Source organism: Ginsengibacter sp. (genome assembly GCF_057362405.1).
Window position 1 is genome coordinate 1 of the sequence record NZ_JBMQQG010000068.1, and the last position, 13,238, is coordinate 13,238.

Genomic DNA, 13,238 nt, shown 5'->3' on the forward strand with positions numbered 1-13,238 from the left:
AGGTTTATAGTCCAACCCTAAACTTATCAATACATAGCCCGGCGCAAGAAAATTCGACAAAAGATCTTTAGTACCGTCATTGTTATAATTATATCCTTTAGAAAATTGCGAATGGAAATTAAATAATGCAGCAGCATCCAGCTTGGGGCTTAATGCATAACCAAATTTTGATAACAAATCTATACGGTCATCATTTTTTCTCGTTCCAAGGCTGGTTGTATTTACAAGGCCATAATTTAAATCTACCGTATTATCCCAGCTATATTTATCCTTTTTATAAAAGGCATAGAAACCGAGATAAGAAGCTATAGATAAGGAAAAATCGTCGCCGCCGGCAGCCCAATTGCTTTGGCTTCCCTGGCCAAAATTCAGGTTCAATAAACCGCCTGTTTTCCATGCTTTACCACTGTCTATTTTCTCCTTTTTTATTTCTTTAGTAGCACTTGCTTGCAAATCTTTTACACTTTGATCCTGTGCAATGACACTAGTGTAAATAACAATAAAGGAAATCGACAAGACGATTCTAATAAGAAATGAGTTGTAGTTTTTTTTCATACGATTGTTTTATAATTTATAAGCTGACAAAACAAATGGTTGACTAAACAAGTCTGTAATTATTTGATTTTACCGGGAAAGTAATTTTAGTAACCAATATGTTTCACAACAAATACATAATTTGCGACGAAAATAATTTATAATATTTAAAAAAATAATCATGGAAGAGTTAATTCAAAAATTACAGGCCGTTCACGGGCTAAGTGCAGAGCAATCACATGGAATATTGAATACCATAACAGGTTTTGTAAAAGAAAAATTTCCAATGGTAGCGGGTGCGATAGATAATATTTTTCAATCAGGAACTACGCCTGCTTCACCTGGCACAACTCCGGCTGATACTCAAACCGCGGCAACAAGTTCCATGAGTGGCGATGGAAATTTTTTGGATAAAATATCGGATTTTATTCCAGGCTCGACTGGTGAAAAGATCGAAGAATATGCAAAAGATAAATTAGGTGGTTTGTTTGGAGGAAATAAAACAGCATAATTCGCAATAAGCTTTATCAAAAAAGCCGGAAAAAAATTCCGGCTTTTTTACATGCTAATTTGAATGATTATTTTAATGTTTCCCGTGCTATGACTATTTTTTGTATTTCACTGGTACCTTCACCGATGGTGCATAATTTACTGTCGCGGTAAAATTTCTCCACAGGAAAATCCTTTGTATAACCGTACCCGCCAAAAATCTGAACTGCATCTGTCGCAACTTTCACGGCAATTTCGCTCGAATAATATTTCGCCATTGCTGACTCTTTTGTAACATTTTCACCCCGCATTTTAAGTTCACAAGCATGGTTTATTAGTAATTCAGCGGCCATGATTTCTGTTGCCATATCCGCCAGCTTAAATGAAATTGCCTGGAATTCTGCAATAGGTTTTCCAAACTGGTGCCTTTCTTTTGCATATTGCAAAGAAGCTTCATAAGCGCCCTTCGCTATACCTAATCCCAGCGACGCAATTGAAATGCGGCCGCCATCAAGTACATACATTGCCTGTTTGAAACCATCACCTACATTACCCATTCTCGACGAATCAGGAATTCTGCAATCATTAAAAATCATTTCAGCCGTTTCGCTGGCCCGCATTCCCAATTTATTTTCTTTTTTTCCTCCCGAAAAACCTTTAGTACCACGGCGAACTATAAACGAAGTTGAGTTGTCTCTTGTGTGTGCCTCCCCTGTTCTGCAGATTACTACTGCTATATCGCCGCTTTTTCCGTGGGTGATCCAATTTTTTGTTCCGTTAATTACCCATTCATTGCCGTCTTTTTCTGCAACGCATTTCATATTTCCGGCATCACTGCCTGTGTTTGGTTCTGTTAATCCCCATGCACCAATATATTCACCGGTCGCTAATTTTGGTAAATATTTTTTCTTCTGCTCTTCATTTGCAAATGCGAGAATATGACCCGTACATAACGAATTATGAGCAGCAAGCGATAAACCAATAGAACCACAAACTTTTGAAATTTCCTGGATGATATAACTGTATTCAAAATAACCTAAACCAGTGCCACCATATTCTTCAGGTACCAAGACACCCATCATTCCAAGCTTTCCCAGTTCTTTAAATATGTGAACAGGAAACTCCTGCGCTTCATCCCACTCCATTACGTGAGGCTTTATATATTGGTTAGCAAAGTCTCTTGCACTTTGCGCAATCTGGTCAGTAATCTCTGTGTTCTTAAAATTCATATCAACTAATTATACATATTTGTTTAGTCATTTGCAAGGTATACCGAATTAACGAAGTCAAACCGTCCGTCAGTTTTATTATAACGAAAATCTATGCAAAAACCATATAAATTTATTTAACGGCCAGGTAGGGTGATACCTTATTGTATGTAGTTTCAGTTACCAGCATTATCTTTTTAATTTCTTCAACCGAGTTGAAACTTCCGTGTTGTTGCCGGTATTGAAAAATTGCGTTGGCCAAATTGTATCTCAAATAGGGATGCGCCTTCATTTCATCAATTGAGGCCATGTTAATATTTATTTGTTTCACATTACTGTTAGCTATTGTCAATTTTGGTATGATTTTCCGAAATGTTGAATCAGGAAGAAGATACGTTTCTCCAACCTGGTCAATTGAATAGAAGCCGCCAAGTTTGTTTCGAAATGCAATAATTCTTTGTGCAAGTTTACTTCCTATTCCCGGTAAGCTGATAAATGCTGCAGTGTCAGCAAGGTTCACGTCAATTGGCTGAATAGTTTTAGCTACAGAAGGTGAAGACATTTTTGGATATTCCTTTTTCTCAAAAGAAATATTTTCTTTGGCTCCGTTTTTTATACTAACATATGGGATTAAACGCTGCGCATCTGAGGGTGATAATCCCCATATTTTACGGATGTCTTCGGGCTTGTAAAACTTTCCACCTTTCGAAAGATAATTTAGAATGGTATGAATTGTTTTGTCTCTTATTCCTAATCTTTTCCAATCAGCTGCCGAAGCTGTATTTGGATCAAAATAAAAAAATTCTGCCTTTAGTGTTTCAAATTCTTTTTCCCCCACCAAAGAATACTCGTCATAAGAATCGTTCCCGGTATTTTTAGCATATTTATTATTTTTTACAGTATCGCTTTTTTCAATATTCAATGCGTCGATTTCCCTGGAAAAGTTGGTATAGTTGTACTGTTTATGCGATATGAACAGCGGGTAGAAAAATTGTGCCAAAATAAAAAGCAAAATAACGAGAACAACGCTTATGACTCCCCTCCTTTCCTTTCGGGTAAAGTTTAGGTAGTTTCTAAGAAATTCCTTCCACATAATATCTTTTATAGTAAAATACTCAATTAAATGAATTATTCAAACGAGTCAGATTTAAATGCTAAAAATCACAAAGTATACGCTCAATATTAGAAATGCAGTTGCAATCCATCGTAAGCTAATTGCCTGCCAGGCTTAAGTTCACGGTTAATTTCTTCATATGTGCCAAGCTGGTGACTTACATGGGTAAAGTAAACGTGTGGTATTTTGAGTTCGTCTGCAATATCAATTGCTTCCTGCAAATTAAAATGCGACATATGCGAATCTTTTCGAAGCGCATTTATGATAAGCGTATCGCTCCCGATTATCTTTTGCTTTTCATCATCGTTAATCCTATTGGCGTCGGTAATATACGTAAACTTACCAAACCTAAAGCCCAAAACCGGCATATGCATATGGTAGACAAGAATTGGTGTTACCGGAATGTCGCCGACCGTAAAACTTTTATCAGTAATTGTATGCATTGTTATACTTGGAACACCGGGATATTTCTTATCATCAAAAATATAGTTGAACTCTCTTTTTAAAGCATCCTGTGTTAATTTATTTGCATAAACGTTCATGGGCTTTTTTTGAAAATAATTAAATGCCTTAACGTCATCAAGCCCTGCAATATGATCTTTATGCGGATGGGTAAAAAGTACGGCATCTAATTTTTTTACGTTAGCTCTCAACATTTGTGTACGAAAATCAGGCGTTGTATCTACAACTAATGAAGTTTTTGCGCTCTCAACCAATATGCTGCTACGTAGTCGCTTATCTTTTTCGTCCGGTGATGAGCAAACATAACACCCGCAGGCAATCATAGGAACTCCGCCACTGGTGCCGGTGCCAAGAAAAGTAATTTTAATTGAGGGATAGTTCACGCATTCAAAACTAAAAAATATAAAAGAGAAATTTTCGGAAAGATGTTCTTTACTTTTCTACTACTGTGTTTTTCGAAATTACCTCTTCATACATTTTTTGGGAATCTTTCGTAAGCATATCGTAGTTAATATCTACAGAAGGTATTAAATCCATCAGCGTATTTATTCTTCCTTCGGGATTTAAAAATTTATTGAGCACCACAACTTTTTTATCTTCAAGAATGCAGTAGCCACTTTGGAAGGAACCACGTTCGTAACGGACAATATAGCCGCATTCATCCAAAATGTTTTCGAGCTTTTTTAAGGTAGTCTGGTTGTACTTCATACTTAAAATACTAAAGGTGTATGTCGAATTTATGGAGCAAATTTAATGATTTATTTTTCCCCCTTTGGGTTAGGAGCTACACTTTAGTACTCATTCTTATAACGGGTATTATCATTTCTTCAAGGCTAACGCCACCATGCTGAAAAGTATTGCGGTAATAATTTGCAAAATGATTATAATTATTGGGGTAACAGAGATATCCATCCTGCCTGGCAAAAATGAAAGATGAGTTTACATTGGGAACCGGTAACCCTGCCTGGCGTGGATCGCGAAAAGCTAAAACTTCTTTTGCTTCGTAATTTAAATTCCGCCCATGTTTATAGCGAAGATTGGCTGTTGTTTGTTTATCGCCGACAACCTTTTGCGGAGAATTTACTCTTACACTTCCATGATCAGTGGCAACAATTAAATTCAATTTTTTATCTGCAATTTTTTTCAAAGCCTGGTGCAATGGCGAGTGCTCAAACCACGATGCAGTAAGGCTCCTATAGCTTACTTCATCTGCAGCAAGCTCTTTTAATACTTCCATCTCGGTACGGGCATGGCTAAGCATATCAACAAAATTGTAAACGATAATGCTTATATCGTTACTCAACATATTGTGGATATTATCTACTAACTTCTGAGCATCCTGGTGGTTGGTTATTTTTGTGTAAGAATATTTAAGATCATCCTTGCGTAACCTTTTTAACTGGGCCTTAAAAAAATCCTGCTCAAATAAATTTTTGCCACCTTCTTCATCATCATTCTTCCATTCAACAGGAAATTGCTTTTCAATTTCTACAGGAAGCAGGCCCGCAAAAATCGCATTGCGGCTATATTGTGTAGCTGTTGGTAGAATAGAATAGAAAGTTTCTTCTTCGTGTATGCGAAAGGTCTCGGCAAATATTGACTGTATGGCTTTCCACTGATCAAACCTCAGGTTATCGATTAACAAGAATATAGTTGGTACGCCACCTTTTTCAACATGAGGAAATACTTTGTACTTCATTAAAGTATGGCTCATTATGGGCGCTTGCGCAGCAGGATTTGTTACCCAATTGGAATAATTTTTTGAAATAAATTTAAAAAAATCTGTGTTTGCTTCGTTCTTTTGAGATTGAAAAACTTCCTGCATTTCAGGGCTGTCACTTTTTTTCATTTCAAGTTCCCAATACACGAGCTTTTTATAAATATCCATCCAACCGTTATAGTCAGGGTTATCATTGAGCGCCATAAATAAATCCCTGAATTGTTGCTGATAAGTCGATGTCGTTTTTTCAGCCACTAATCTCCGGTTGTCAACTATTTTTTTTAATGAAAGCCATACCTGGTTGGGATTCACAGGCTTTATCAAATAATCCGTTATTTGTGAGCCTATGGCTTCATCCATTAAATTTTCTGTTTCATTCTTGGTAACAAGAACTATGGGAATCTGCGAGCTAATCTCTTTGATTTTTTGAAGGGTTTCCAAACCGGTAATTCCCGGCATACTTTCATCAAGCAACACAACGTCCACCAAATTTTCTTTCACATAATCAATGGCATCAAACCCGTTGCTTAGCGATTTTACTTCATATCCTTTATTCTCCAAAAACATGATTTGGGATTTCAAACTTTCCATCTCATCATCAACCCACAAAATTTTTGCTGCTCTCATTTAAAAAAAATTTACTGGTATTATGTAATTAATATCGGCTTACATCATTAATTGTATTCGAATACAGATTCTTACAAATGTAATTTATTCCCTCCCCAAAAATTACCTTTGCAACACTGCTTAAGCATTTTAACAATTTAAAAATAGATGGCATACAGAAAAATAATCAATGACCCCGTTTATGGTTTTATTACTATTGATGATGAATTAATTTATGCCATTATCTCTCACCCTTACTATCAGCGAATGCGGCGCATTCATCAAATGGCGATGGCTCAATTGGTTTATCCCGGAGCCGTTCACACACGGTTGCATCATTCCCTGGGAGCTTACCATTTAATGTATAACGCAATAAATGAATTAAAAGGAAAGGGAATTGTAATTTCAGCGGAAGAAGAACAGGCTGCGAAAATTGCTATTCTTCTTCACGACATTGGCCATGGCCCTTACTCACATGCGTTGGAACATGTCCTGATCAAAAATGCAAATCATGAAAAAATATCTTTGTTATTGATGGAGAGAATGAATGTAGAATTTTCCGGCAGGTTACAAATGGCAATTGAAATTTTTAAAAACGAATATCCCAAAAAATTTCTTCACCAGTTGGTAAGCGGCCAATTAGATGTTGATCGTATGGATTATTTAACCCGCGACAGTTTTTTTACAGGCGTAAGTGAAGGTGTCATTGGTTACGATCGTATCATTAAAATGCTTACTGTATATAATGGTGAATTAATGGCCGAAGAAAAAGGAATTTATTCAATTGAAAAGTTCCTGGTTTCCAGAAGGCTCATGTATTGGCAGGTTTATTTGCATAAAACTGTTTTATGTGCGGAAAAGATGTTGGTCAATATAATAAACAGGGCAAGGGTTCTGAACGCGGAGGCGCCATCAAATGCATTAAATACTTTTTTGCATAACGAATTTAGAGAGGAAGAAATAGAGAGACACCTGGACGATTTCTGCATGCTCGATGATTACGATGTTCTATCAGCAATAAAAAGCTGGACACTTCATCCTGACGTAATTTTATCCTTTCTTTGCAAAGGGATTGTAAACCGCAGGCTTCTTAAAGTAAAATATTCCGGAACTATAATTGATAATAATCTGGTAAAAGAGAAACAGCAATTAGTAATGCAAAATTTTCAAATAAACAATGAAGACGCGGGTTACCTCGTTTTCGCCGGCGAAACCGGGAACGAAACATATAGCGACCAGGATGAGCACATAAATATTTTATATAAGGATGGTAGCATTAAAGATATTTCCGGGGTGGACAATGCTCTTATAAATCAAACATTATTTGGCACGGTAAAAAAATTTTACATTTGTTTTCCAAATGCCAGGCTATTATAGCTTAACTTTTAAATAAATAGATCGTCTGTATAAATAGATAAAGAGAATATGGAGTTTACCGCAATGCAAATATCTACCCTGATAAATGGGGAAATTGAAGGCGATCCTGTTGTTACAGTTTCATCTTTTGGAAAATTGGAGGGTGCAGAGCCCGGACAACTGGCCTTTCTTGCAAATCCTAAATACGAGGAATTTTTATATTCTACTAAAGCATCCGTTATAATTATTAATAATACACAACTGGTAGAAAGGAAAGTAAACGCTACTTTAATTCGTGTACCTGACGCATATTCAGCTTTTGCTGTTATTTTAAGTACGTATGAAAAGATGGCCAAGGCCAATTTAGCAGGCGTACAACAACCTGCCTATATTTCCGACTCGGCCGTTATGGGTGAAAATATTTTTATTGGGGCGTTTACTTATATAGGCAATAACGTAAAAATCGGTAATAACGTAAAGCTCTTTCCCCAGGTATACATTGGCGACAATGTTACAATCGATGACGATTCCATCCTATTTCCTGGAGTGAAAATTCAGCATGATTGTATAATAGGAAAGAATGTGACTATTCACGCCGGCTCGGTAATCGGCGGAGATGGATTCGGTTTTGCCCCTCAGCAAGATGGAAGTTTTAAAAAGGTACCTCAAATAGGCAATGTTATCGTTGAAGACAACGTGGAGATAGGCGCAAATGCCACGATTGACCGGGCAACAATCGGGTCTACCTTAATAAGATCAGGCGCAAAACTTGATAATTTAATACAGATTGCTCATAACGTAGAAGTGGGCAACAATACCGTTATTGCAGCGCAAGCAGGAATAAGTGGCAGTACCAAAGTAGGAAACAACGTGATGATAGGCGGACAAGCCGGAATAGTTGGTCACCTACAGATTGCAGATGGAAGCAAAATTAATGCCCAGAGCGGCGTGAGCAAATCGATTAAAACTCCCAATACAGCAGTTACAGGATCTCCCGCATTTGATTATTCCCATGCCCTTCGCAGCCAGATACTAAATCGCAATCTTCCTGAATTGGAAAAGCGAATTAAAGAATTGGAACAGCTTGTGGAACGTTTAATTAATGAGAAGGTAACCGGATAGAAGAATCTTTTTAAATAAAATTTTAGAACTCACGTTGCCTGTGCAATTTTTGAAAGCAATAGTTTTCATACTTTCGTATCCATGGAGTCAATGAATGCTAAGGAGGAATATTTTCAACATACTATAAAGGAAGAAGTTGTTATTTCAGGCGCTGGTATCCATACCGGCCAGTCGGTAACAATGCACATAAAACCTGCAGGAATTAATTCAGGTATTAATTTTCAAAGAACGGACCTTCCAGGTAAACCAATCGTTAAAGCGGATGTAGACAATGTAATAGAAACCAACCGAAGCACAACTATTGAAGCCAATGAGGCCCGGGTTGGAACTATCGAACACTTGATGGCGGCACTTACCGGAATGCTTATCGATAATGTGCTTATTGAGATAGATGGCGAAGAAGTTCCTATACTTGATGGAAGCTCCCAGCTTTTCATTGAACATCTTTCAAAAGCAGGTATTCAAAAACAAGATGCCCAAAAAATCTACTACAACATTCAGCATAATATAAGTTTTGTTGATGAGGATAAAAAAGTGGAGATGGTAGCTTTACCTTATCACGATTACCGCATTAATACTTTAATTGATTTTAATTCGCCTGTATTAGGCACACAACATGCTGATTTAAGAAAAATAGGAGATTTTAAGAAAGAAATAGCGCCCAGCAGAACTTTTTGTTTTTTTCATGAGTTGGAACTCCTCATTGCTAACGACCTTATAAAGGGTGGAGATATTAATAATGCTATTGTTGTGGTTGACAAGCCTGTAACTGCGGACCAGGTCGATCGAATTTCAAAAATATTTCACAAAAATGATGTGAAAGTTAGTGAGGCCGGAATTCTCAATAACCTCACACTTCGTTTTCCGAATGAGCCAGCAAGACATAAATTGCTCGATGTTGTGGGTGATCTTGCACTTGTTGGCTATCCTTTCAAAGCACATATTATTGCCAACAGACCGGGGCATTCTTCCAATATTAAGTTTGCCAAAAAAATAAAAGAGCATATAAAGAAATATAAGCACAGGCAGGACATTCCTAAATACGATCCTAATCTTCCTCCCTTACTTGATATACAGGAAATTGAAAAAACTTTACCGCACCGGTATCCGTTTTTGATGGTTGACAAAATAATTGAACTTAGTGACACGCACGTAGTGGCAATAAAAAATGTTACTTATAACGAACCTTTTTTCCAGGGACACTTTCCGGGCAATTCTGTGATGCCCGGTGTATTGCTTGCAGAGGCACTTGCTCAAGCTGGTGGCTTTATAGCTATTCCCAGGAATTCACCTGACAAGTATGATACCTACTTTCTAAAAATTGAGAACTGCAAATTCAAACAAAAAGTGGTTCCCGGCGATACGCTCATTTTAAAAATGGAGTTGCTCCATCCTATTCGAAGAGGAATCTGCGAAATGAGAGGGACAGTATATGTTGGTGACAAAGTAGTTACTGAAGCTATATTAATTGCTCAAATAGTAAAAAGACCCAAAGCCTGATTATATGATTAGTCCTCTTGCCCATATTCATCCCGCAGCAAAAATAGGCAACAATGTAAAGATTGATCCTTTCGTGGTTATAGAAGAAGGGGTGCATATTTGTGAAGGCACTCATATAATGTCTCATGCGGTAATTTTGAAGAATACCATCGTGGGGAAATCATGCAATATCTTCCCGGGGGCAGTTTTGGGAGCTATTCCGCAAGATCTAAAATTCGATGGTGAAGAAACTTTTGTAGAGATCGGAGACCACACGACTATTAGAGAATGCGTTACCGTAAACCGCGGTACAAAAGATAAATGGAAAACTAAAGTGGGCAGCTATTGTTTATTGATGGCTTACTGCCACATTGCGCATGATTGTATTTTGGGCGACCATGTTATAATTGCGAACTCAGTTCAACTGGCCGGCCATGTGGAAATAGGCGATTATGCAATACTTGGTGGCATGGCTGCCGCTATTCAATTTTCAAAAATTGGGGCACATTGTTATATTGCAGGTGGAACTGAAATTATCAAAGATGTTCCTCCTTATATCAAGGCAGGAAGATCACCACTGAGTTATGTCGGTGTAAATTCGGTTGGGTTACAGAGAAGGGGCTTTAATTCAGAAAAAATAAATGGCATACTCGAAATTTACCGTACTATTTATTTGCGTGGGCTAAATATTACGCAGGCTACAGAATTTATTGAAAAAGAATTGCCGGAATCGGAAGAAAAAAACGAGATTATAAAATTTATCCGGGACAGCAAGCGTGGCATTTTAAAAGTATCTGCCAAAGAAATTACTGATGAAAATTAGTCTGAATAATCTTGGCAAGCGCTATAACAGGGAATGGATTTTTCGCAATCTCACTTTTCAATTTTACATAGATAAACGTTACGCAATCACGGGACCTAATGGTTCAGGGAAATCAACATTGCTGCAGATCATTGGCGGATCAGCTATCCACAATGAGGGAGAGATTTCATATAACGAATCAGACAAAAGTGTTGGACTTGAAAACATATTCAAAAGAATTTCTTTTGCTGCGCCTTATCTTGAAGTTGTGGAAGAGATGACCTTAACAGAATTCTTTGCTTTCCATCAAAAAATGAAAGGCTGGATCTCCTCCGTTGATACAAAAGAGATTATTGGCATACTAGGTCTACAAAAATCTTCGCATAAACAAATACGTTATTTCAGCAGCGGCATGAAGCAAAGAGTTAAACTGGCACAGGCAATATTTAGTAATGTACCGGTAGTATTATTAGATGAACCTCTTACTAATCTTGATGATGAAGGAATTCTGCTTTATCATTCGTTAATAAAAAATTATTGCAACAGCAGGTTGGTAATTGTTAGCAGCAACGATAAGAATGAATACAGTTTTTGCGAAGAGAAAATTGATATGCTAAATTATAAATAGCTTATCGGCTGCTTGCGATCAATAAATTCAAATCTGTAAATTTTAAGTCGAATCGTTCACTGAGTTGGAAATTAGTAAGAGATCCCTTAAACAAATAAATTCCGCTCCGGATATTTATTTTATACCAGACTAAGTTTTCAAATCCGCCTTCGTCAGCCATTTCCAGTAATAACGTCATTAGCACGTTACTAATTGATTGCGAAGCTGTACGTGCAAACCCACTGGGAATATTGGGGACACAGTAATGAATTACATCATATTTTCGAAAAACAGGATCTTTATGAGAAGTAATGGACGACGTTTCAAAACACCCTCCATGGTCAATACATACATCCACAATTACACTGCCGGGTCGCATTCTGCTTACCATTTCCTCGGTAACGACGAGAGGGGTTCTGCCGCCATAAGAAGATAAAGCGCCTACCGCAACGTCGCATGTCTTGAGCTGCTTTGATAAAATTCCAGGCTCTATAACGGATGTGTATAACCGCACTCCAATATTATTTTGCAGTCGCTTCAACCGATAAATACTATTGTCAAAAACTTTTACACTTGCTCCCATTGCCAGGGCTGTGCGGGCAGCCTGTTCACCCACGATTCCTGCACCTATGATAATAACTTTTGTCGGAGGGATACCCGAAATTCCACCCACGAGCACACCTTTACCATTATTTGCATTGCTAAGATATTGACCCGCAATTAACATAACAGCACTTCCCGCAATTTCACTCATACTGCGCACAATTGGATTGTGGCCGCTGTCGTCTTTCAAATTTTCGAAACTTAGTGCGGTAATTTTTTTGTGCATCATCTCGGCAAGAATATGTTGCTTCATTGCTGCAAGATGAATTGGCGAAATTATGAATTGATGTGGCTTAAGTAATTCCAGTTCATCGTCCCCTACCGGTGCGCTTTTTACAAGAATATCGCATTCAAAAACTTCCTTTTTGCTTTTGGTAATTTTTGCACCGGCTTCACTGTAATCACGATCAGAGTAACTAGCGCCTTCTCCCGCCTTGCTTTCCATAATAACGCGATGGCCATTGGCGACCAATACACTTACTGCTTCGGGCGTAAGCGCAATACGATTTTCCTGGAACGAGGTCTCCTTCGGAATTCCTATATAAAGCTCAACTCCTTTTGGTTTTACGTCCAGCGTTTCTTCCAGTGTTTCATATTTAAAGGAGGGCGAAACAAAAGGTTTTGATGTGGCCATTATTTTATTGTTGGGGATATAAAAATAATTTTTTATTAGGGAAGTTCAACATTCAATTTTCTGTTATTTCCGGAAAGTGTTTCCAAAGAAATATAAAGCGTCTCAGTGGGAAAAAGCGAACTGGCTTTCTGCGGCCATTCAACAAGACATAAGTTGCCACTATAAAGAGAATCTTCAATTCCTGCATCAATCGCCTCATCGATGCTTTTAATGCGATATAAGTCCATATGATAAATGATCTTACTGTCCGTTTGATATTCCTGAATTATTGAATAGGTTGGACTTGTAACGTGTTGCTTCACGCCAAGTTCCTGGCAGATCGCATTTATCAGCGTGGTTTTACCAGCGCCCAATTCGCCGCTGAATGCAACGATCTTATATCGATCGGCTAATAGAATAATTTTTCTTGCTACAGTTTGAATCTCATCAATATTAAAATCAAATTCCATCAAAAGTTTTTGTAAAAATAATAATTAAGAGTAGCGATGCTCTATTTAAAAAG

Annotated in this window: 14 protein-coding genes; 6 read left to right on the forward strand and 8 right to left on the reverse strand. The window is 37.6% G+C overall.

Annotation, left to right across the window (positions count from 1 at the left end):
• The coding region (locus tag ACO1O5_RS06175) for a DUF3078 domain-containing protein (RefSeq protein ID WP_486268965.1) at positions 1 to 555 on the reverse strand (555 nt) is incomplete at its 3' end.
• A gap of 160 nt (positions 556 to 715) precedes the next feature.
• On the opposite strand from ACO1O5_RS06175, the gene ACO1O5_RS06180 reads away from it, so the two are divergent.
• The gene (locus ACO1O5_RS06180; protein ID WP_486268966.1) at positions 716 to 1,045 is read left to right on the forward strand and encodes a hypothetical protein; all 330 of its coding nucleotides are present in this window, start codon (positions 716 to 718) and stop codon (positions 1,043 to 1,045) included.
• A 67-nt stretch (positions 1,046 to 1,112) separates the two neighbouring features.
• Here ACO1O5_RS06180 and ACO1O5_RS06185 read toward each other — a convergent pair whose 3' ends face one another.
• From ACO1O5_RS06185 to porX, 5 genes are all read right to left on the reverse strand, one after another.
• Positions 1,113 to 2,252: an acyl-CoA dehydrogenase family protein gene (locus tag ACO1O5_RS06185; RefSeq protein ID WP_486268967.1), complete on the reverse strand. Its 1,140-nt coding sequence runs from the start codon at positions 2,250 to 2,252 to the stop codon at positions 1,113 to 1,115.
• Between the two features lie 112 nt (positions 2,253 to 2,364).
• Positions 2,365 to 3,324 carry a ComEA family DNA-binding protein gene (locus ACO1O5_RS06190; RefSeq protein WP_486268968.1) on the reverse strand — a complete coding sequence of 320 codons (960 nt, stop codon included), beginning with the start codon at positions 3,322 to 3,324 and terminating at the stop codon, positions 2,365 to 2,367.
• A gap of 89 nt (positions 3,325 to 3,413) precedes the next feature.
• Positions 3,414 to 4,190 carry an MBL fold metallo-hydrolase gene (locus ACO1O5_RS06195; RefSeq protein WP_486268969.1) on the reverse strand — a complete coding sequence of 259 codons (777 nt, stop codon included), beginning with the start codon at positions 4,188 to 4,190 and terminating at the stop codon, positions 3,414 to 3,416.
• 49 nt (positions 4,191 to 4,239) lie between these two features.
• The gene (locus ACO1O5_RS06200) at positions 4,240 to 4,515 is read right to left on the reverse strand and encodes a hypothetical protein (protein WP_486268970.1); all 276 of its coding nucleotides are present in this window, start codon (positions 4,513 to 4,515) and stop codon (positions 4,240 to 4,242) included.
• A gap of 76 nt (positions 4,516 to 4,591) precedes the next feature.
• Entirely contained in the window at positions 4,592 to 6,154 is a 1,563-nt protein-coding gene (porX, locus tag ACO1O5_RS06205) for a T9SS response regulator signal transducer PorX (protein WP_486268971.1), read from the reverse strand.
• Between the two features lie 147 nt (positions 6,155 to 6,301).
• Here porX and ACO1O5_RS06210 point away from each other — a divergent pair, with 147 nt between their 5' ends.
• From ACO1O5_RS06210 to ACO1O5_RS06230, 5 genes are all read left to right on the forward strand, one after another.
• On the forward strand, positions 6,302 to 7,510 hold the full coding sequence (locus ACO1O5_RS06210; protein WP_486268972.1) for an HD domain-containing protein: 1,209 nt from the start codon (positions 6,302 to 6,304) through the stop codon (positions 7,508 to 7,510).
• A gap of 48 nt (positions 7,511 to 7,558) precedes the next feature.
• On the forward strand, positions 7,559 to 8,611 hold the full coding sequence (lpxD, locus tag ACO1O5_RS06215) for a UDP-3-O-(3-hydroxymyristoyl)glucosamine N-acyltransferase (protein WP_486268973.1): 1,053 nt from the start codon (positions 7,559 to 7,561) through the stop codon (positions 8,609 to 8,611).
• 81 nt (positions 8,612 to 8,692) lie between these two features.
• On the forward strand, positions 8,693 to 10,111 hold the full coding sequence (locus ACO1O5_RS06220; protein WP_486268974.1) for a bifunctional UDP-3-O-[3-hydroxymyristoyl] N-acetylglucosamine deacetylase/3-hydroxyacyl-ACP dehydratase: 1,419 nt from the start codon (positions 8,693 to 8,695) through the stop codon (positions 10,109 to 10,111).
• A 4-nt stretch (positions 10,112 to 10,115) separates the two neighbouring features.
• The gene (gene lpxA / locus ACO1O5_RS06225; RefSeq protein ID WP_486268975.1) at positions 10,116 to 10,913 is read left to right on the forward strand and encodes an acyl-ACP--UDP-N-acetylglucosamine O-acyltransferase; all 798 of its coding nucleotides are present in this window, start codon (positions 10,116 to 10,118) and stop codon (positions 10,911 to 10,913) included.
• Positions 10,903 to 11,520 carry an ABC transporter ATP-binding protein gene (locus tag ACO1O5_RS06230; RefSeq protein ID WP_486268976.1) on the forward strand — a complete coding sequence of 206 codons (618 nt, stop codon included), beginning with the start codon at positions 10,903 to 10,905 and terminating at the stop codon, positions 11,518 to 11,520. The genes lpxA and ACO1O5_RS06230 overlap by 11 nt, the downstream gene beginning before the upstream one ends.
• 1 nt (position 11,521) lies before the next feature.
• Here the strand turns inward: ACO1O5_RS06230 and ACO1O5_RS06235 are convergent, their stop codons facing one another.
• Together ACO1O5_RS06235 and tsaE are read right to left on the reverse strand one after the other, a co-directional pair.
• Entirely contained in the window at positions 11,522 to 12,736 is a 1,215-nt protein-coding gene (locus ACO1O5_RS06235) for an alanine dehydrogenase (RefSeq protein WP_486268977.1), read from the reverse strand.
• Between the two features lie 35 nt (positions 12,737 to 12,771).
• Positions 12,772 to 13,185 (reverse strand): tRNA (adenosine(37)-N6)-threonylcarbamoyltransferase complex ATPase subunit type 1 TsaE, encoded by a 414-nt coding sequence (gene tsaE / locus ACO1O5_RS06240; RefSeq protein ID WP_486268978.1) that lies wholly within the window; start codon positions 13,183 to 13,185, stop codon positions 12,772 to 12,774.
• Positions 13,186 to 13,238: the final 53 nt, after the last annotated feature.